Consider the following 19,791-nt stretch of genomic DNA (forward strand, 5'->3'; position numbering starts at 1 on the left):
TCGGGCGTCTACGATTCCGGCCGATGCGTGAGTCCCTCGGTCGTCTTGACGAACTCGAGTCCACAGGTGCATGTCAGACGCGAATCGAGCCGCCTGCCGCATGTACATGCCCAGCCGATCAGACGCCCGGGATTCCCGACCACGAAGCCGTGGGCGGGCACATCCGCAGTAACGACCGTTCCGGCGCCGACGAACGCGTTCTCCCCGATCGTCGTCCCGCACACGACCACGACACCAGCGCCGAGCGTCGCGCCGCGCCGCACGAGGGTGCGCGCCAGTTCGTCGCTGCGGCGCTTGATCGCCGCCCGTGGTCGCAGATCGTTCGTGAAGATCACGGCCGGTCCGAGGAAGACGTCGTTCTCGATCGTGACACCCTCGAACACCAGGGCGCGGTTCTTGACGGTCACGCGGTCCCCGATCGCCGCCCCGCCTTCGATGTAGGCGTGGTCGCAGACGTTGCAGTCACCACCGACGCGCGCCCCCGGCAGAATGTGCGCGAATGCCCAAACTCGGGTGCCGCTGCCGACCTCCGAGCTCTCGCAGAGTCCGAGCGGATGCACGAAAACTCCATCCGGCGCATCACTTGCTTCGCTGACCATGGGTGCTCCCACCCCTCGAGGTCCTCCAGCGTCCCGTCGATGACGGTGATTGCATCCTGGCACATCGGGGCGGGCGCTGCCCACTCTGCGCGGCTGGGTGGACTCATCGAAGTCGCACTGGTGTTCGCACCCAACTTCCGTGCAGAAACAGACTCAAGGTCTGATTCACTGGCCAAATCGGGGGCAATGGCTAAGAATGGATAGGAAACCTGTCGTCCACTCTGATCGGGAGTGAGACGTTCACACCAGTCCCCGCGGTGTGGCACCGGGGGAGGGGGCAGACATGGCTCAGGCGTATCGCGCCGCGGTAGTCGGGGCGGGCTATTGGGGACCGAACCTTGTTCGCAACCTCCGAGGATCTCCCGACTGGGACCTGGTCGCTGTGTGCGATATCGACCAGGGTCGCGCAGCCAAAGTGGTCGGCCCGCGCTCGACAGTCGACACGGAAACGTCGGTGGACCGACTGCTGGCCAGGGACGACATCGACGCGGTCGCGATCGCAACCCCCGCACACACTCACGCGCCGTTGGCATTGGCCGCGTTCGCGGCAGGCAAACATGTCCTTGTGGAGAAGCCGTTGGCCCCGACCTCGGTCGATGCGGCCAAGATGGTCCGCACCGCGCACGATGCCGGGCTGACCTTGATGGTCGACCACACGTACTGCTACACGCCCGCGGTGCAGTACATACGCGACACCATCGCGAACGGCCTACTGGGCCATATCCTCTACGTCGATTCGATCCGGATCAATCTCGGACTGGTGCAGCCGGACGTGGACGTGTTCTGGGATCTCGCCCCACACGATCTCTCCATCCTGGACCTCATCCTGCCGGGAGGGCTGGTGCCGGCCGAGGTGTCGGCGACCGGCGCGGATCCGCTGCGGGCCGGCAAGGCGTGCGTCGGCTACCTGACCATGCCCCTCGCCGGCGGGGGAACCGCGCACGTCAACGTCAACTGGCTCTCGCCCACCAAGATTCGCCGGATGGTGATCGGCGGCAGCCACCGCACCCTGGTCTGGGACGACCTCAACCCGCAGCAACGCGTGTCTCTTCACGACCGCGGCATCGATCTCGCCCTCCAGGACGCGAGTGGCGATCAACGGCGGGATGCAGCCGTCTCCTATCGTCTCGGTGACGTCACTGTCCCCGCGTTGCCCGAACGCGAGGCGCTGTCGGCGATGGTGACCGAGTTCGCCGCGGCGATCCGAGAACAACGCTCGCCTCGCACCGACGGGGCCGCGGGGCTGCGGGTGCTGGCGACTCTCGAGGCGGCGTCAGCCAGTCTGGTCGCGCACGGCAGGCCGATCGTCCCCGAGCAACAAGATCTGGGCGACGACGGGGAACCGTCGTGACCGCGCTGGCGGGGGCGTCGGCGCTGGTCACTGGTGGCGCGGGCACCATCGGATCGACGATCGTCGATCGGTTGCTTGCCGCGGGCGCCGCGCGGGTGTTGGTGCTCGACAATCTGGTGCGTGGCCGGAGGGAGAACCTCGCCGGCGCGCTCGGCGACCCACGCACCCAGTTGGTCGTGGGCGATCTCGGCGACGTGGACCTTGTCCACGACCTCGTCAGGGGTTCCGACGTGGTGTTCCATCAGGCGGCGATCCGGATCACCCAGTGCGCGGAGGAACCCCGGCTCGCCCTGCAGGTGTTGGTCGACGGTACCTTCACGGTGCTGGAAGCCGCTGCCGAGCACAAGATCGACAAGGTGGTGGCGGCCTCTTCGGCCTCCGTGTACGGGATGGCCGAGTATTTTCCGACCGACGAGCGACACCACCACCAGAACAACGACACCTTCTACGGCGCCGCGAAGAGTTTCAACGAGGGCATGCTGCGCAGCTTCCACGCCATGAGCTGCTTGAACTACGTTGCGTTGCGGTACTTCAACGTGTACGGCCCGCGGATGGATGTACACGGCCTCTACACCGAGGTCCTCGTCCGGTGGATGGAACGCATCGCCGACGGACTGCCCCCGCTGATCTTCGGCGACGGCACCCAGACCATGGACTTCGTGTACACCGAGGACATTGCCCGAGCGAACCTCCTCGCCGCCGTCAGTGATGTCACGGAGGGCGTGTACAACATCGCCAGCCAGGTGGAGACCAGCCTGCTCGAGCTCGCGGAAGCTCTTCTGCGCGCGATGGACTCAGACCTGCCGGTGGAGTACGGCCCCGCGCGTGTCGTGAACGGCGTCTCCCGCCGCCTGGCGGACACCTCGGCCGCGCGACGTGACCTGGGTTTCGTGGCGCAGGTGCCGCTGGACGTCGGTCTGCGCCGACTGGTCGAGTGGTGGGAGCCTCAGCGTGAGGCGATCGCGGCGGGGCGGGCGGTGGGCGCGCCGTGACGCGGATCAACGTCATGAAGCCGTGGCTCGGTGCCGAGGAGGTCGCGGCGGTCACTGCCGTGATCGAATCCGGATGGGTGGCCCAGGGCCCGAAGGTCGCCGAGTTCGAGGACGCCTTCGCGGGCAGGATGCAGGCTAGGTTCGGGGTCGCAACTTCGAGTTGCACGACAGCCCTGCATCTTTCACTTGTCGTGGCCGGTATTGGATCGGGTGACGACGTGGTGGTTCCGTCGTTCTCGTTCATCGCGACGGCGAACGCCGTCGTGCATGTCGGCGCGCGGCCGGTATTCGCGGATGTGGACCGGGCAACCGGCAACCTGACCGCAGACTCCGTCAAAGCAGCGCTGACACCGGCCACCAGGGCCGTCATCGTGGTCGATCAGTGCGGCGTTCCCGTCGACCTCGAGTCGATACGTTCCCTGTGTGACCCGCTGGACATCACGGTGATCGAGGACGCGGCGTGCGGCGCCGGGTCTCGTTACCACGGGCGACCAGTGGGGGAGGGCGCGGAAATCACCGCGTGGTCCTTCCATCCCCGAAAGCTGTTGACCACCGGCGAGGGCGGCATGCTCACCACCAGCCGGGCCGACTGGGCGGAGCGCGCCGGCGCCCTGCGCGAACACGCCGTGAGTGTGAGCGCCGCCGAACGGCACCGCAGCGCACTCGCACCCGCCGAGCAATACCTGGAGGTGGGTTACAACTTTCGGATGACCGACCTGCAGGCCGCGGTCGGGCTCGTGCAGCTCGGCAAGTTGGACGAAGTGGTCCGCAGGCGCAGGATCCTGGCGGCCGGCTACCAGCGAGCCCTGGCCGACGTACCGGGGCTGCGCTGCGTCACCGATCCGGACGGTGGTGAGGCGAACTACCAGTCCTTCTGGGTCGAAGTGGGTTCGGAGTACCCCGTTGATCGCGAGGGTCTGCTCGCTCGGCTGGCCCACGCGGACATCTCCGCGAGGCGCGGGGTCATGGCCTCCCATCGGCAGCCGGCCTATGCCGGTGGAGACCATGGTGACGCGGTCCTGTCCTCCACTGACCGCTTGACTGATCGCACCCTGATTCTCCCTCTGTTCCACCAGATGTCGGATTCCGTACAGTCCCGGATCGTGGACGTACTGCGAGTGGACTGACCGATGCCGACGAAGCCGCTCGTACTGGTCGCCGCCAGCGGACTCGCACGCGAGGTGGTGTCGAGCGTGCGGGCATCGGTAGATCGCATGGTGATCGGATTCCTCGACGACGACGTCTTGCTACACGGGACATCCGTCTCAGGTCTACCTGTCCTGGGTGGGCTCGCGGCGGCAGAGGATCATCCTGATGCCGAGTTCGTCGTCTGCGTCGGATCCGGACGGACGCGGTCCGTGATCGTGGACCGGTTGTCGCAGTGTGGAATTGGTGATGACCGGTTTGCCACGTTGATCGATCCCAGCGTTCGAGTGCCCACCACCTGCAACGTGGGGGTCGGGTCGATTCTGTTGGCCCAGACCGTTCTCACCGCGAATGTCGAGGTCGGTCGACATGTCGTGGTGATGCCGCATGTGGTGCTCACCCACGACGACAGGGTCGACGATTTCGCGACATTGTGTGCGGGTGTGGTGCTCGGCGGCGGAGTCAGAGTTGGACGGCTCGCCTATCTAGGTATGAATGCCTGCGTACGCGAGAAGATCCACGTTGGCGCGAATGCGGTACTCGGAATGGGGGCGACGCTGCTGACCGACCTTCCGGAAGCGCAGACGTGGGCCGGGGTTCCCGCCCGAGATTTGGCGGCGGCGCACGTACCGACCGCGAGCACCGCGAGTTCCAGATGAGCGTCGACCTCGAGCGGTTGATCCGCCACGGACTTGCGTGGAGCCTGGCCAGCGCTCTCACCCTGCGGCTGGGCAGCCTCGTCCTCGGCATCGTGTTGGCCAGGCTCCTCACTCCTGGGGAGTTCGGCGTCTACGCCGTGGCGCTGACCGTCCAGACCGTCCTCGTCACGCTCGCCGACCTCGCGCTGAGTGCGTACCTGGTCCATACGACCGACCCAGAGCGACGCGCACCCACGGTTGCCACGCTCGGACTGCTGGCCGGCATGGCCTTGACCGGCGCGATGGCACTGAGTGCGCGGGTCGTCGCCGACCTGTTCGGCGCGCAGGCCGCGGCCCCGGTGATCGTCGTCCTGTCGTTCACCTTGCTGGTGTCGGGCATCGGCGTCGTCCCCTTCGGCATGCTCCAGCGGAACTTCGAGCAGAAGAAGCTCTTCGCGGCGAGTGCCACCGACTTCGCCGTCGGCACCGCGGTGGCCATCCTGCTCGTGGTGCTGGGTCTGGGACCGATGGCGCTCGCCGTGGCGCGGCTCGTTGCGCAGTCCTGCGGAACGGCAGTGCAATTCGTCCTCTCGAAGCGACGACCGCAGTTCGGCTTCGACCGTGTCGAGGCGAGACCAGCATTGCGTTTCGGGATTCCGATCGCATCGGCCAACCTGCTGTCCTGGTTGTTGCTGAATGTCGACAACATGGTGATCGCCCGGGTCGCCGGCGAGGCGGCGCTGGGCTTGTACGTGCTCGCCTTCAACGTGTCGAGTTGGCCGATGACCGCCATCGGTCAGGCGGTTCGGTCCGTGGCGCTGGCCGCCTTCTCGGAGACCGCGCGCGGGCAGCCCAGGGGCATCGCCGCCGCCCGCGACCGGGGCCTGGCGGTGGGGACCGCCTTCACCTGGGCCGCTGCGGTGCCTGCCGGCGTCCTGCTCGCGGTGCTGTCGGTTCCGCTGGTGCGACTGCTGTACGGCGACCGGTGGATTCCGTCCGCCGCGGCACTGGCTGCCCTCGGCCTGTTCGGTGCGCTGCGGGTGTTGTTCGACATGATCGCGACGTACCTGATGGCCCGCGGGGCGGCGCGCCCCGTGCTGTGGATACAGGCTCTGTGGATCGTCGCGTTGGTACCGGCGATGATTCTCGGCACCCGGCACTACGGCATCGCGGGCGGCGGTTGGGCGCACGTGATCATCGGCGCCGTCGTCGTCTTGCCGATGTACCTGTTGGCCGCACGTCGCGTAGGGGCCGACATCGCCGCGGTCGTCCGGGCCCTGGTTCCGCCTGTGTTGGCAGCTGGACCTGCCTGGCTCGTGGCGCACCTGGTGTCCCGCCAGTTGGATACCCCGGTCGTCGCGCTGCTCTGCGGCGGCACCGTCGGTCTCGCCGTGTACGTCGGACTGTTGCATCGGTGGCTGTCGAGGCTCAGGCAGTCCACGCGGTCACGCTCGACGGAACTGATGGCCGAAGGAGCGACATGAATGCACACCCCCCGATTCCGCTGGTGGATCTCTCGCTCCAACACCGGCGGATTGCCGAGGACGTAGAGGTCGTACTCCGCGATGTGATGGCGAATGCCGAGTTCGTCCTCGGATCACGGGTGGAGCGCTTCGAACGCGAGTTCGCCACGTACTGCGGAGCGCGCCATGCCGTCGGGGTCGGGAACGGCACCGATGCAGTGGAGATTGCCCTGCGCAGCGTTGGAGTGGGCCGCGGCGACGAGGTGATCCTGCCCGCGAACACGTTCGTCGCGACGGCGGAGGCCGTCGTGCGCTGCGGGGCCACGCCGGTCCTGGTCGACTGCGATGAGGATTTCCTGATCGACCCGGCGTTGGTCGGCGAGCGATTGACCTCGCGCACACGGGCGGTGATCCCGGTGCATCTCTACGGTCAGATGGCACGTGTTGAGGCCGTCCGCGAGGCGGTCGGCGCCGAGGTGGCGATCGTCGAGGACGCCGCGCAGGCACAGGGCGCCGAACGCTTCGGGCGGCGGGCGGGTTCGCTGGGTGACGTGGCGGCAACGAGCTTCTACCCGGGTAAGAATCTCGGTGCATACGGTGATGCAGGCGCCGTGCTGACCGATTCCGACGCTGCCGCCGAGTCCATTCGCGCCTTCCGGAATCACGGCGGTGTCCGCAAACACGAGCACGTCCAGATCGGCGTCAACTCACGTCTCGACGGAATTCAGGCTGCCGTGCTCTCGATCAAGCTCTCACTGCTCGACGCATGGAACAAGGAGCGTCAGTCCGCCGCGGTTCGGTACCAGGAATTGCTGGCCGAGAACGAACAGATCGCGCTACCGGCCGTGACGGAAGGGAACGAACATGTGTGGCACCTGTATGTCGTGCGAGTTCCGAACAGGGACCGCGCGGTGTCTGATCTGAACACACATGGGATCGGAGCGGGGATTCACTATCCGACCCCTGTCCATCTATTGCCGGCGTTCTCGGTGCTCGGCTGTCGCGAAGGAGACTTCCCAGTCGCGGAGCGACTGAGCAAAGAAATCCTGTCGCTGCCGATCTTTCCGGGCATCACCGAAGAGCAGCAAGACGCCGTGGCTGCGGCTCTCCGACTCGAACTGTCCGGGCAATGACGCAGCGGCGCATCACGAGACGGGTGCGGGTCCCTCCGAGTCGGGCTCAGGGGCTTCCTCCCGCGCGCGTGTCCGTGGTCGTTCCCTGTTACAACTACGCGCACTTCCTTCCCGACGCGGTGTCGAGCGTGCTGACGCAGACGGGCGTCGAGATCGAGTTGATCGTGGTCGACGATGCCTCGACCGACTCGAGCGCGATGATCGTGGAAGCGCTCTCGAAGGTGGACGCTCGCGCGCGGCTGATTCGGCATTCGCGCAACCGTGGACCTGTCGAGACATTCAACGACGGGCTCGCCGCCATCACCGGCGAGTTTGTCGTACGTCTCGACGCCGACGACATGCTGACACCCGGCTCACTGTCCCGCTCGGTGGACCTGGCCAGGGCCTTCCCGACTGTCGGATTGGTCTACGGACATCCCATTCATTTCTTCGAGAGTTCCGACCCCAAGGAGAGTCTCCGCGGGTGGGGCAGGCCGGTGACCGTCGCGCCGGGAAGTCGCGCGCCATTCCGCTCGCGAGTCCATTCGTGGACAGTCTGGCCGGGCCGACGTTGGCTCGCGGACCGCTGCCGGACGGGGCTCAATGTCATCACCTCGCCCGAGGTGCTGATGCGAGCTTCGGTCGTGGATCGGGTAGGTGGGCAGAAGTCGCTCGCACATACGCACGACATGGAGATGTGGCTCCGACTGTCGGCGGTCTCAGATGTAGCACACATCGAGGGAGCAGATCAGGCGTGGCACCGCGAGCATCCGAACAGCCTGTCGCGCGACCTGTCCGATCCAGTTCACGAGATCCGCGAACGGCACGCCGCATTCGAGATGTTCTTCGCCGGGATTGGCGGCGAGCTTGCCGAAGCTGACCATCTGCACGATCTGGCCAGCCGGGCATTGGCGCGTGCAACCCTTCGATATGCGGCTCATGAATGCGATCGCGGTCGGTGCGACACGACATCTATTGTGGCCCTTCGTGATTGTGCGATCGATTTCTACCCCGGTGCGGCGGAACTCCCAGCATGGCGATCTCTGCGCCGCAGGGAGCGGGTGCAGTCGAGCTGGCCGTGGCGGATATCTCCACTCGCCGGCGCGGCGGTCCTCCGCCGCCTCGAGTACGAGCTGTTCCTGACCCGATGGATGAGGTGGGGAGTATGACCGGGGCCAGTGGTGGAGTCCCCGCTGTACGTCGACGAATGGTCCAGATCGCGGCGACGCTGCGGACGGGTGGACGCCCCGAGATCTGTCGCCGTCTGGCCCGCCGGGCTTATCTGGCCACCGGGGCGGCGGCGCTCGAGTTCCCCCTGACTTCCGTCAATACCTGCGACTCCACACGAGTGCAGTGGACGGTCCCCGCGCGTCGTCCCGCCCGCCCCGCTCCTCTGGAAATCGGGTGGATCATCACTCCACCGGCTGGGCTGTCCGGGGGGCACGCCACGATATTTCGCATGGTTGAGGCACTGGAGTCCGCCGGACACAAGTGCGTCCTGCACGTTTATGACCGCTACTCCTCTCCGGTCACGTTCCACGAGAACGCGATCCGCAACGGCTGGCCGACGATTCGGGCGAGCGTCGTGGATGCGAAGGACGGACTACAGCCCTGCGACTGCTACCTGGCGACGTCCTGGGACACTGCTCACGTTCTCGGTTCACACGGGGCGATGCCTGGCCGCCGTCTCTACTTCATCCAGGATTTCGAGCCGTTCTTCTACGCACGTGGATCCGAGTACGCACTGGCCGAAGACACCTACCGATTTGGATTCAGGAATATCGCACTCGGTCACATGGTGGCTGAACTCGTTCGGAAGCATGCGCCAGTAGATGTCGTCGAATTCAGCTGCGACTCAACAATTTACGCGCTCAGAAACGACGGCGAGCGGGCCGGGATCGTCTTCTACTCGAGACCCCAGACCCCGCGCCGCGGAAGTCTGTTGGCCCAGCTTGCGCTCTCGGAGTTCCATCGCAATCACCCTGACCAGACAATCAATGTCTTCGGTGACACGTCGGGCGATTTCCCGTTTCCGGTCACGCGACACGGCCAACTCAGTCCGCATCAACTCGCACTGCTCTACAACCAGGTGATCGGAGGTATCGGCCTGTCGTTCACCAACATCTCGCTGACCGTCGAGGAGATGCTGGCCTGCGGCGTCGTCCCCGTCGTCAATGATTCGCCGTATTCCCGCGCCGATATGCCGAGTCCGATGGTGAAGTGGGCACAACCGACACCCTCCGGGATCGCAGACGCGTTGACCCTCGTCCTCGGAGAGCATGCTGTCGAATCTCGAGCCGTGGCGGCGGCGCACAGTGCGCGGGGGGACAACTGGAGGGCAACTCGGAACCAGGTGGTTCGCATCGTCGAGGACGAAGTGTACGAGGGTGCCACCACAAGCCAGTAGTGCCGCGACGCGCTACCCGTTGCCGCCAGTGCAGGCGCTCAGGTCCCGAACCTGCGCCATCGACGCCACCGCAGCTTGTGACGAAGGCTCCATTCCGCGGCGGACATCTGTTGTGCGATCCAACTGACCTCGCCGCGTGACCGCCTTTCGCAGGCGCGCCACGACGCCGATCCCCGGATGTCCGGCCACGTGTCGACCGCGAATTCGGTGTATTCCTCGAGCGCGGTTCGGGCCCCCATTTCGCGCTGCTTCGATGCACTCTCGTCGTATGCCCGCGAGCCCCACTTCAACGACTCGTGGGCCAGTGCGCGCAGGGCGACGGGACGCAGACGGTCGATCTCGGGATACGCCGTCCGTTCCTCGGCGAAGAAGTCCTCGAATGCGCGCCGACGTTCACGCAGGTCGGTGAAGACGCCGTTGAAGTCGGTCAGGTGCATGTTCGCGCCGTGAACGCGGTAGAACGCTTGATCGGGTCCATTGACGCGGCCGACTGCGCCCCGGAGAGAAGCGTGCAACCAGAGCTTGAAGTCGGCTGCATGTGGATGCGCGGCATCGTACCCGCCTAGTTCCGCCAGTACCGATCGCCGCATCACGGCCTCCGGGTTGGTCACCAAGCCATTCCCCCGACTGCAGATCCGCCCGAGCCACTCGGTTCCAGACCACACCGACCAGCTCCGGAGCTGAGTATTCGGGACCGGGATTCTGTCGGAGAACGACGGCGCGTAGCCATAGACGAAGGCCAGGTCACGGCGCGCTTCCAGGAGGTCGGTCGCACGCCGCAACGACCCCGGCGTCAGTAGGTCGTCAGCAGACAACAACACGACGTAGTCTCCGGTTGCGCGGCCGAGTCCCTCGTTGTACGTCGCAATGTGACCATGATTCTGCGAGTGCACGACGCAGCTCACTCGACTGTCTGCCGCTGCCAAAGCTCTCGCGACCTCGGCACTGTCGTCGGGCGATGCATCGTCCACGACCCGGACGTCGACCCGCACGCCAGTCTGCGAGAGTGCGGACCCGACCGCGTCCGGCAGAAACTTCCCGTACTTGTAGCAGGGAACGACCACCGATACGGAAGGTTCGCGCGACGACTCGACAGGCCGAAGTCGCTGAGTCCGCACGTCAGCCACCGACCGACACTGCGATGAGCGACTTGGGCACACCGAGCACCCGCTCCCGCAGGATGGTCGAGGTCGGGAAGTAGTTCCGCATTTCGGTGGCCCCCACCAGTTCCGTCCAGAGAACGGATTCGACGGCGTCGTCGTAGCTTTCCGGTTTCGTGTGCACCAGCGGCCAGTGCCTTGCGATCGCCACTCGGATCACGGCGGGCATGAACTGCATTCCCGGAAACAGCCAGTGTGGCTCCACGGGAAAATAGCGATATGGGGTCTGTACCCAGTGCCGCGGCGCCAACTGACGGACCTCCCGGGCCAGGCTCACTCGTCGCGCGTGCCCACCCACGTGCTCGATCAGTGAGTTGGAGAACACCAGATCGAAATGCGGGTCCACACCCGCACTCTCCAGCGCCTCGGTGGCTGCGCACGCGTCACCGGTCAAGGGGGTGACCCAGTCGACGTCTGCATCTCCGGGTTCGAACAGGTTGAGCACGGTGACGTGTTGTGGTCTGACCGGGGTCCGGCGCCACGCTTCGACGGTCCCGCCCAGATCCAGGACGTGAAGGCCCTCGATCGTAGGGAAGGCCTCGGCGAACACCTGCCAGCGGTGCGCGCGCGTCTTGGCACCCAGAGACGTCGGTGAGTCGACGAGCAGTCGCCGCAGGCCGGTCGCAGAGGGCTGCCACCGGGTTACTGATGCCTGTTCGCTCATATGCGCCATACCTCGAGATCGATGGCGGGTTCGCCCAGTTTACGGCCAGTCGGAGCGTCATCGCAGTCGATCTCGCGGATACTGCCGGTGTCGACAACTCGCCGCATCGGCGCCCATTCGGTGACCTCGGACCATTACGCTCGGTAACTGTGACCGGTGATCGGATCCGACTCGCCATTCTCGGGATCAACTACGTACCCGAGTCGACCGGAATTGCACCGTACACGGCCGGACTCGCGACCGGTCTCGCCGCTCGCGGTCACGATGTACAGGTATTGACCGGGTACCCGCACTATCCGCAGTGGCGGCGCGCGGACGGATACCCGGGCCTGAGGTCCGAGGAGTATCACGGAACCGTACGGGTCCGCCGGTTCAACCACTCCGTGCCTGCACGAAACTCCGCACGAGGTCGTGCTGCAATGGAACTGACCTTCGGGCTGCAGCTCATCACGGCGGGGTGGAATCGGCCTGAGGTGGTGGTTTGTGTGAGCCCACCGCTTCTCGCCGCCGCACTGGCCGCCACCCGCGCACGGTTGACGCGACGACGGCCCGCTGTCGGGCTGCTCATCCATGACGTGTACAGCCGAGCGGTCGTCGAGACGGAAGCGATGTCGGGGGCCCCTGCCCGCGCCGTCCGTGCCCTCGAGTCGGCTACCGCCCGGTGCGCCGACGGCGTCGCGGTCATTCACCGCGGGTTCACGACGGACCTGGTTGACCGGCTGGGAGTCGATCGGCGTCGGATTTGCGAGATCCGCAACTGGACACATATCGCACCGGCGGATCCTCGCGCGAGCGCAGCCTTCCGCACCGCGCACGGCTGGGGTGACGACGACATCGTGGTGCTGCACGCCGGGAACATCGGCGCAAAGCAGGGGCTGGAGAACGTGATCGAGGCGGCACGAATAGCCGGCGACCACCAACGCCGGGTCCGGTTCGTTCTACTCGGAGACGGTAACGAGCGCGCCAAGCTGGAGGAGCAGGCGGTCGGCGTTGCGGCCCTCGAGTTCCTGCCGCCGGTTCCCGAGCGTGAGTTCCCGGCCGCACTGGGCGCAGCGGACGTGCTGCTGGTCAACGAGCGGCCCGGGGTGGCGCAGATGGCGGTGCCGAGCAAACTCACGTCCTACTTCACGTCGGGCCGACCGGTCCTGGCCGCGACTGACGCCGGCGGGTTCACTGCGGGCGAGGTCGTCGCGTCTGGCGGCGGAATCTGTGTGCCCGCCGGTCGGCCGGATCTGCTGCTCAGCGAGGCCGTGCGTCTCGGCACTGATCATGCGCTGGCTGGGCCGCTCGCCGAGGCCGGCCGTCGCTATGCGGCGGACACCCTGTCGGCAGGCGCGGCCATCGACCGGTACGAGGAATGGATCGGGGAGCTCGCGGCGGCCCGGCGGGCCCGAACGGGGGAGGACCACCGATGACCCGACGTGCGCTCATCACCGGAATCACCGGTCAGGACGGGTCGTATCTGGCGGAGTTCCTACTGAACAAGGGCTACGAGGTGCACGGGGTAATCCGGCGCACGTCGTCTTTCAACACCGCACGGATCGACCACCTGTACGTAGATCCACACACGCCCGAAGCTCGGTTGTTCCTGCATTTCGGGGACATGGTGGATGGCGCCAGGCTGATCACCTTGTTGTCCCGAATCGCGCCCGACGAGGTGTACAACCTGGCGGCCCAATCACATGTCCGGGTCAGTTTCGATGAACCCGAGTACACGGCGGACTCGGCGGGTCTGGGCACGATTCGGCTGCTCGAGGCCATCCGGCACCTCGATCTCGACTGTCGCCTGTATCAGGCGTCCAGCTCCGAGATGTTCGGATCCTCACCACCGCCGCAGAACGAGGACACCCCGTTTCATCCGCGGTCGCCGTACGGCGTGTCCAAGTTGTTCTCCTACTGGTCGGCCCGCAACTATCGGGAAGCCTACGGACTGTTCGCCGTCAACGGCATCCTGTTCAATCACGAGTCGCCACGTCGCGGCGAAACCTTCGTCACTCGCAAGATCACTCGCGCCGTGGCACGGATCCAAGCCGGTGTCGACCGGCACCTGTATCTGGGAAATCTCGACGTGGTGCGGGACTGGGGCTACGCGCCCGAGTATGTCGAGGGCATGTGGCGGATGCTTCAAGCCAACGACCCGGACGACTACGTTCTCGCGACCGGAATCGGCTATTCGGTACGCGAATTCCTCGCCCTGGCCTTCGCGCAGGTAGGACTCGACTGGGAGAGGCACGTGCGATTCGACGATCGCTACCTGCGTCCAGCCGAGGTGGACACAGTGATCGGCAACGCATCGAAGGCGCAGTCCGCTCTGGGGTGGAAGGCGCAAGTGCTTGCGCCAGAACTGGCGAGAATCATGGTGGCGGCCGACATCCGGGCGCTCGAACTTGGCGGCACCCCCTGCATCGACCGACCCGAGCTGCCGGGCTGGGGCCCCGAATCGCGGTGACCTGGACCCTTCACGCCCGATGGGCGTCCTGCCGCGCGACGAACCACTCGTACGTCGCCTGGACGCCTTGATCGAGCGGGATGGTCGACTTCCATCCGAGCCTGCTCAGCCGCTGCACGTCGAGGATCTTCCTCGGCGTGCCGTCCGGTTTGTCGACGTCCCAACGAATCTCGCCGCGGAAGCCGACGATCCCGGCGACCAGGTGTGCCAACTCGGCGACCGTCAGGTCCGATCCGGTACCCACATTGATCGGCCGGCCGTCGTCGTACCTGTCGAGGATGACGTGACAGGCCGTGGCCAGGTCGTCAACGTGCATGAACTCGCGCCTGGCTCGTCCTGTGCCCCAGCATGTCACGTAGTCGGCGCCTCCGCGTGCGGCCTCGTGAAATCGGCGGATCAAGGCGGGGAGAACATGACTGTCGTGGGGGTGGAAGTTGTCGCCCGGGCCGTAGATGCTGGTCGGCATCGCCGAGACGTAGGGCAGTCCGTACTGCCTGCGGATGGCCTTGACCTGTTCGATACCGGCGATCTTCGCGATCGCATAGGCCTCGTTGGTTTCTTCCAATGGGCCCGTCAACAATTCTTCTTCGCGAATCGGTTGATCGGCGAACTTGGGGTAGATGCAGCTCGAGCCGAGGAACAGGAGCCGCTCGACTCCCGTGGCCACGGCGCTGTCGAGGAGGTTGACCTGGATCAGCAGGTTGTCGGACAGGAACTCGGCCGGCTGGTCCCTGTTCGCGGCTATGCCCCCCACCCGGGCGGCTGCATCGATCACCACCTCCGGCCGGGTCTCTGCGAAGAATGCCGCAGTCGCCTGCCGATCACGCAGGTCCAACTCGTCCGACGGCCGTCCGATCAGGTTCTCGAATCCTCGCGCGGCGAAGTGCCGCCACAATGCCGAGCCGACTAGTCCCCTGTGCCCGGCGATGTACAGCCGGGCCTCCTTCGATATCGGCTGGGGCGCCATGCCATCCATTGTCCCCGCGTGCCCGCGTCCGACGCCCTAGAATCGGGCAATGACCTCCGTCGGTCGGCGGGCAGTGCTCCTCCGAGCGGCCCGCGTGTGGGCTTTTCCGCTGTGGTGGGCAGTCAAGCGCTGCGGAGTGTCGGGCTCGGTCGCGGTCGACGTCGAGTGGTGGCTCGAGTGCATGGGTGCGGAGCGCATCCGGGAGCTTGACACCTACTCGCGATTCTCCTACCTGGCCGGTGCCCTGCCCGAGTTCCGCGCCCTGGTCCACTACCGACTCCGGCCGGCCCGCCCGCTGCTGCGGTTCCTGCTCAGGACGGTGTACCGGCAGGAGTCGACGCTCACGCTCGACGCCGACCGAATCGGCCCGGGACTGTTCATTCAGCACGGCGTGGGAACCATTGTCACCGCCGAAGTCATCGGAAGTCACTGCTGGATCAACCAACAGGTCACGATCGGGCACGACAAGAGGGGCAGGCCCACACTCGGCGACGGTGTCCGGGTCTGCGCCGGCGCCATTGTGCTGGGACCGATCACGTTGCACGACAACGCAACCGTGGGCCCGAACGCCACCGTGATCCACGACGTAGCGGCCGGTGTCACCGTCGTCGCCCCCCTCGCGCAGCCGCTGACTCGCGATCGGGACGCACAACACAACTAGCTCCCCGCAGGAGGGCGCCGGCGCACCAGTCCAGGCACCCACAGCAGCGCCGGAACCACCTGCGCGGCAAGCACGCCGAACCCGGCCGCACCCGCCACCCCGACCGCTCCGAACGGACCCGCCAGGGCGAAACCACAGCCAACGCTGACGGCGGCCATCGCGGCTGTCCAGTACGTCTGCCACCGTGCCTCATTCGGTCTGGTCAGCAACACGCCCGCGGGAAGGTAGGCGGCCTGCGCAACCAGCAGTACGCCGAACGTCATCGCAAGGGACGCGGACACCTCGATCTCCCCACCCGAGAGGATCGACGCGACCCATGGGCCGAGCACTGTCAGCGCGACCGCACCGACCGCGGCGACCCCACCGAGTACGCCGGTGAGCCGCCACCACATTCGGATCGTCACCTCCGCGGCACCCCGCCTCTTGACGAAGACCGGCCAGTAGGCCATCCCCGCGGTGGAGAGTACCGACCAGCCGACCGAGTACATCTGAGCCGTCAGGGCGTATGCGGACAACTGCGCGGGTGTGGACAGGTGCGCGAGCAGGATGCGCCCGGTCTGCAGCCCAATCGGCAGTCCGACACCGACGAGGAAGAGCCACAGGCTGCCCTCCAGCAGCCGGGTGCGGACCGCCGGGGCGCTCACCGGCGCGAACACCGACCACCCGAGGCCGGACAGGCGCAGGGCGAGCACAGTGCCGAGGACGTGCCCGATCAGCACGCCGCCCAATGCGGACAGCGCGTACCAGATCCCTCCGACGTCCAACCAGTACAGCAGCAGAGTCAACAGCAACGAGAACGCAGCGCTGCTCATCATCACGAGGGTGGCCAGTTGATTGCGGTCGATCCCGATGAGGATGCGCACTCCCAGCCCCGCCGGGATGGTGAGCGCGAAAAGCACTGCGGCGACCGTGATCGCCCACCGGTCGTCGGGTCCGCTCGACATCCCGACGAGCGAACCCCAGCCGTCGATCGCCATCACGACGAAGGCGGTGGCCGCGAGGGCGGCGGCCACCGAAATCAGCACCCGATAAGCCCGGCGGATGACGTCGACCGCGCGCGGGTCGTAGCCAGGCCCGCTGAGCAGCGCGCCGGCGCTCAGGACGACCGCCCCGATCCCGAGATCGGCGAAGGGAAGCAGCAGGGTCACCGTCGCCACGAGTGACACCAGACCGAATACCGCCGCACCGGTCTCGCGCACGATCAGTGCCGTATTGGCCAGGCCGAGCACCGCGACCACCGGAGTGCCGACGACGCGGTACACAGTGCCGCGGACCAGCGCACGCCGTTCCTCGGGCGCCAGCTGGCCGGGCCCCGCAGTCATGCCTTACGCGCCCTCAGTGCGAGGATCCGGGCCGAGCTGAGCGCCGCGTAGGCCAATGCCCACGGCCCCGGTCGGCCGTGGCGCAGCGCCGACCAGAGCGAGCGTCGCACGCCGGCCAGCGATCGCGCCGACACCGCCGCACTGACCGGGCTCGTGCAGAGGTAGTCCCCGCGCACCCGGGCCGACTGCTCGCCGAGATATCGCAGGCCCCAGTCGAGGTACTCCTCGGTCCGGTCGCGGGTGCTGCGCGAGAGTGATTCACCGTCGACGTGGTACGTACTGAGCACCTCGGGCAGCTGGACGAGCCGCACCGTGGGCATCGCCTCCTGCACCCGGATCAGCCAGCTCGGTTCGTCGTGCGGGTGGCTCCCGTCGGCATCCCACCTGACCACGCGGGCGACGTCGGTCGGGAAGCAGAGGGTCGATGTCTGCAGGGTCGCGGCACCGAACGTCAGATCCGTGAAGCGGAACAGGTACTCGGCCACCGACTGGCCGGGTTCGATGGTTCGCCGCGGCCAGGTCCGTCGGCGGTCGCCGGGCCCCTCGACGGCCATCCTGCACGAGGCGATCCACCGGTCGCCGGCGCCCCGCCCCACTGCGGCGAGTTGCCGCCGCAACTTGTCGGGGCGCCATTCGTCGTCGTCGTCGAGCAGTGCGATCACCGTGCCGGTCGCGGCATCGATGCCCAGTTGCCGGCACCTCGACGGTCCGTCACGCAGCCGTGTCCGATGCACCATGATCCGGTCGTCCGCAGGCAGCGTCAGCGGTGCATCGGTGTCGGCCACCACCAGGATCTCGGCGACCCGATATGTCTGGAACAGGGCGGACTGCACCGCACGGGTGAGCGACGTCCGCCCGACGGTTGGGATCACCACGCTTACTCGCGCGGTGGCGGACGTTCTGCCGCTCATGGCGGACGAACGTCGCCGACGGGACGGACGAAATGTGCCGTCGTGAAGAACAGCGTGATGCACGCATACACCGGGATCACGTTGTACGTCCACGGCGAATAGGCCAGATCCCAGATGCCTTGCACGGCAATGGTCACCACCAGAGGAGCCCACACTCCGTACCGCTCCAGGTTCCAGATCACGCCTACGCAGGCAACGAGCAGCCAGAGTGGAAGCAGTACGGCCAGCACACCGCCCTCCACCCAGGATCCGAGCAGGATCGAGTGCATCGCCGAGTAGTCGCGGGGAGGCAGGCGCCAGGCGAGGTCGAACTCGTAGGTAGGTGCGAAACCCATCCGTACGGCGAGATGCTCGGCCGCGGTATACAGCTCCGGGGTCAGCTTTTCGCCACTGCCCCAACCGAGTATCGGGCGTTGGAGGATCGCGGTGATCGACATCGGCGGTTCGGTCCGGCCCGCGAGCAGCAGCGGCAGGTGGGTCGCCTGCTGCTCGACAGTCTTCCGCTGCAACGCGGGACCGAACAGGCCGGCGCGCGCAACGATCGGCATCACGTACGCGAAAGCGATTCCGAAGGCCGCGATCGCGGCGAACTGCCAACCACGCGCGACCCGCGACCCCATGACCTGTCGGGTGAAGACGACTGCACCGGAGACCAGGCAGACCAATGCGTGCGAACGGAAGTTGAGGCCGAGGCTGGCCAGGCCGAGCAGGACGAGCGCCACAGGGAAGGCGAGCCGGTGCACGCGCGCCCTCTTTGCCAGGCCGTACAGGACGAGGATGGTCACGGACTGGGCGATGCCGTATTTCCAGAGGTCCAGGAAACTCCCGGTCCTGGTCAGCTCGATCCCCCGAAACAGAAAGAAGATCACGGTGCCCGCGGAAATCCCCGCGAGGACCGTGGCTATCGACGCCATCGCGCGGCCGGTGATCACCGTGAGTCCGATGAGATACAGCGAAAATGACGCTGGTGCAATGGCATTCGGCCACAGCGGGCTGACCTCGTGGACCAGTCCGGACGCGATGTAGGAGATCCACCCGAGCGCGGCGAGCACCAACGGAACCAGTTCGACCCCGCGATGCGTCATGAGGAGGAACGCGGGCACCAGCAGCAGGCACACCACCGACAGGGCGGTAGCCGTGAAGTTCGCGATCTGCACGCAAGACGTGGCGCCGATGGCAAATACGGTGAACTGCGCCAGCACGGCCCTGCGGGCCCGCTGTCGCTCCGCGAACGTCCGGGTCGGGGCGAATCCGACTCCGGCCATGTGTCACCCCCTTCACGGTTGCGCTGGGGCGTGCCCTCAAAACGATAGTGGTTCTTGACACGGACTGGGAGGGGGCTCGTAACGTGGATTGCCGAACCAGTCGGTGATCCGGCGGGGAGGTGCGCATGCCAGTTCTGCGATCGTTGGCTGCTGGGCGCGGCCGGTCTTACGACAAGGGCCGTGGGTTCCTCGCACAGGCGCTTTGGGTGGCGACATCGACCCTGTTGTTCACCCAGGTGTGGTGCCCCAACCGATTGCGGTGTGCCGTCCTCCGCTGGTTCGGCGCCGAGGTCGGCACGGGCGTCCTGATCAAGCACCGGGTGAACGTCCAGTGGCCGTGGAAGCTGTCGATCGGCAACGACTCGTGGATCGGGACCGCGGCGGACCTCTACAACATCGATCGCATAGTCATCGGCTCCGATGTGTGCATCTCCCAGTACGCCTACCTGTGCACGGGTAGCCATGACCGCACGTCGCCGACCTTCGAGTTCGACAACGCACCCATCGTCATCGAGGACGGGGCATGGTTGTGTGCGAGGTCGATGGTCCTGCGTGGCGTCACAGTGGGCGCAAACTCGGTGGTCGGCGCCATGTCGGTGGTGTCGGCCGACATTCCGCCCGGCTCCAGCGTTCGGCCTCCTCAACCGAGCATTTCGCCGGGCTGACTGCCATGCGGATCCTGCA

Annotated in this window: 19 protein-coding genes; 12 read left to right on the forward strand and 7 right to left on the reverse strand. The window is 66.5% G+C overall.

Translation table 11 applies throughout. The features are described 5' to 3' along the window. Positions 1-8: 8 nt before the first annotated feature. Entirely contained in the window at positions 9-599 is a 591-nt protein-coding gene (locus ACFVH2_RS06580; RefSeq protein WP_378420322.1) for an acyltransferase, read from the reverse strand. Between the two features lie 283 nt (positions 600-882). Between ACFVH2_RS06580 and ACFVH2_RS06585 the strand changes: the two genes are divergently transcribed. The 8 genes from ACFVH2_RS06585 (at position 883) to ACFVH2_RS06620 (ending at position 9,708) form a co-directional block, all read left to right on the forward strand. After that, the gene (locus ACFVH2_RS06585; protein ID WP_378420321.1) at positions 883-1,950 is read left to right on the forward strand and encodes a Gfo/Idh/MocA family protein; all 1,068 of its coding nucleotides are present in this window, start codon (positions 883-885) and stop codon (positions 1,948-1,950) included. Next, the gene (locus ACFVH2_RS06590) at positions 1,947-2,942 is read left to right on the forward strand and encodes an NAD-dependent epimerase/dehydratase family protein (protein ID WP_378420320.1); all 996 of its coding nucleotides are present in this window, start codon (positions 1,947-1,949) and stop codon (positions 2,940-2,942) included. The genes ACFVH2_RS06585 and ACFVH2_RS06590 overlap by 4 nt, the downstream gene beginning before the upstream one ends. Then, positions 2,939-4,069, forward strand: coding sequence for a DegT/DnrJ/EryC1/StrS family aminotransferase (locus tag ACFVH2_RS06595; RefSeq protein ID WP_378420319.1), 1,131 nt, complete (start codon positions 2,939-2,941; stop codon positions 4,067-4,069). The genes ACFVH2_RS06590 and ACFVH2_RS06595 overlap by 4 nt, the downstream gene beginning before the upstream one ends. A gap of 3 nt (positions 4,070-4,072) precedes the next feature. Beyond that, the gene (locus ACFVH2_RS06600; protein ID WP_378420318.1) at positions 4,073-4,747 is read left to right on the forward strand and encodes a NeuD/PglB/VioB family sugar acetyltransferase; all 675 of its coding nucleotides are present in this window, start codon (positions 4,073-4,075) and stop codon (positions 4,745-4,747) included. Further along, positions 4,744-6,210 (forward strand): oligosaccharide flippase family protein, encoded by a 1,467-nt coding sequence (locus ACFVH2_RS06605; protein WP_378420317.1) that lies wholly within the window; start codon positions 4,744-4,746, stop codon positions 6,208-6,210. Before ACFVH2_RS06600 ends, ACFVH2_RS06605 begins: the two co-directional genes overlap by 4 nt. Positions 6,211-6,233: 23 nt before the next feature. After that, positions 6,234-7,322 carry a DegT/DnrJ/EryC1/StrS family aminotransferase gene (locus ACFVH2_RS06610; protein WP_378475690.1) on the forward strand — a complete coding sequence of 363 codons (1,089 nt, stop codon included), beginning with the start codon at positions 6,234-6,236 and terminating at the stop codon, positions 7,320-7,322. A gap of 68 nt (positions 7,323-7,390) precedes the next feature. Continuing rightward, positions 7,391-8,470 (forward strand): glycosyltransferase family 2 protein, encoded by a 1,080-nt coding sequence (locus ACFVH2_RS06615; RefSeq protein WP_378420315.1) that lies wholly within the window; start codon positions 7,391-7,393, stop codon positions 8,468-8,470. A gap of 290 nt (positions 8,471-8,760) precedes the next feature. Then, positions 8,761-9,708 carry a hypothetical protein gene (locus ACFVH2_RS06620; RefSeq protein ID WP_378420314.1) on the forward strand — a complete coding sequence of 316 codons (948 nt, stop codon included), beginning with the start codon at positions 8,761-8,763 and terminating at the stop codon, positions 9,706-9,708. A 38-nt stretch (positions 9,709-9,746) separates the two neighbouring features. Here the strand turns inward: ACFVH2_RS06620 and ACFVH2_RS06625 are convergent, their stop codons facing one another. Further along, positions 9,747-10,835, reverse strand: a complete 1,089-nt coding sequence (locus ACFVH2_RS06625; RefSeq protein ID WP_378420313.1) for a glycosyltransferase family 2 protein — start codon at positions 10,833-10,835, stop codon at positions 9,747-9,749. After that, positions 10,828-11,418: a methyltransferase type 11 gene (locus ACFVH2_RS06630; RefSeq protein ID WP_378420312.1), complete on the reverse strand. Its 591-nt coding sequence runs from the start codon at positions 11,416-11,418 to the stop codon at positions 10,828-10,830. The genes ACFVH2_RS06625 and ACFVH2_RS06630 overlap by 8 nt, the downstream gene beginning before the upstream one ends. Before the next feature lie 98 nt (positions 11,419-11,516). Here ACFVH2_RS06630 and ACFVH2_RS06635 point away from each other — a divergent pair, with 98 nt between their 5' ends. Both ACFVH2_RS06635 and gmd read left to right on the forward strand, forming a co-directional pair. Beyond that, entirely contained in the window at positions 11,517-12,947 is a 1,431-nt protein-coding gene (locus ACFVH2_RS06635; protein WP_378420311.1) for a glycosyltransferase family 4 protein, read from the forward strand. Then, the gene (gene gmd / locus ACFVH2_RS06640; protein WP_378420310.1) at positions 12,944-13,981 is read left to right on the forward strand and encodes a GDP-mannose 4,6-dehydratase; all 1,038 of its coding nucleotides are present in this window, start codon (positions 12,944-12,946) and stop codon (positions 13,979-13,981) included. The genes ACFVH2_RS06635 and gmd overlap by 4 nt, the downstream gene beginning before the upstream one ends. A 10-nt stretch (positions 13,982-13,991) precedes the next feature. Here the strand turns inward: gmd and ACFVH2_RS06645 are convergent, their stop codons facing one another. Continuing rightward, positions 13,992-14,957: a GDP-L-fucose synthase family protein gene (locus ACFVH2_RS06645; RefSeq protein ID WP_378420309.1), complete on the reverse strand. Its 966-nt coding sequence runs from the start codon at positions 14,955-14,957 to the stop codon at positions 13,992-13,994. 40 nt (positions 14,958-14,997) lie between these two features. On the opposite strand from ACFVH2_RS06645, the gene ACFVH2_RS06650 reads away from it, so the two are divergent. Continuing rightward, positions 14,998-15,609, forward strand: a complete 612-nt coding sequence (locus ACFVH2_RS06650) for a serine O-acetyltransferase (RefSeq protein ID WP_378420308.1) — start codon at positions 14,998-15,000, stop codon at positions 15,607-15,609. On the opposite strand, the gene ACFVH2_RS06655 is transcribed toward ACFVH2_RS06650, so the two are convergent. From ACFVH2_RS06655 to ACFVH2_RS06665, 3 genes are read right to left on the reverse strand one after another with little or no spacing between them, the layout of a single operon-like run. Beyond that, positions 15,606-16,931 carry a lipopolysaccharide biosynthesis protein gene (locus ACFVH2_RS06655; protein WP_378420307.1) on the reverse strand — a complete coding sequence of 442 codons (1,326 nt, stop codon included), beginning with the start codon at positions 16,929-16,931 and terminating at the stop codon, positions 15,606-15,608. The genes ACFVH2_RS06650 and ACFVH2_RS06655 overlap by 4 nt on opposite strands. Beyond that, positions 16,928-17,842, reverse strand: coding sequence for a glycosyltransferase family 2 protein (locus ACFVH2_RS06660; RefSeq protein WP_378420306.1), 915 nt, complete (start codon positions 17,840-17,842; stop codon positions 16,928-16,930). Before ACFVH2_RS06660 ends, ACFVH2_RS06655 begins: the two co-directional genes overlap by 4 nt. Further along, on the reverse strand, positions 17,839-19,044 hold the full coding sequence (locus ACFVH2_RS06665) for a hypothetical protein (protein WP_378420305.1): 1,206 nt from the start codon (positions 19,042-19,044) through the stop codon (positions 17,839-17,841). The genes ACFVH2_RS06660 and ACFVH2_RS06665 overlap by 4 nt, the downstream gene beginning before the upstream one ends. A 269-nt stretch (positions 19,045-19,313) precedes the next feature. Here ACFVH2_RS06665 and ACFVH2_RS06670 point away from each other — a divergent pair, with 269 nt between their 5' ends. Further along, the gene (locus tag ACFVH2_RS06670; RefSeq protein ID WP_378420304.1) at positions 19,314-19,772 is read left to right on the forward strand and encodes a colanic acid biosynthesis acetyltransferase; all 459 of its coding nucleotides are present in this window, start codon (positions 19,314-19,316) and stop codon (positions 19,770-19,772) included. The last annotated feature ends 19 nt before the right edge of the window (positions 19,773-19,791 follow it).

Source organism: Rhodococcus sp. NPDC127527 (assembly GCF_042672245.1).
GTDB lineage: Bacteria > Actinomycetota > Actinomycetes > Mycobacteriales > Mycobacteriaceae > Rhodococcus_G.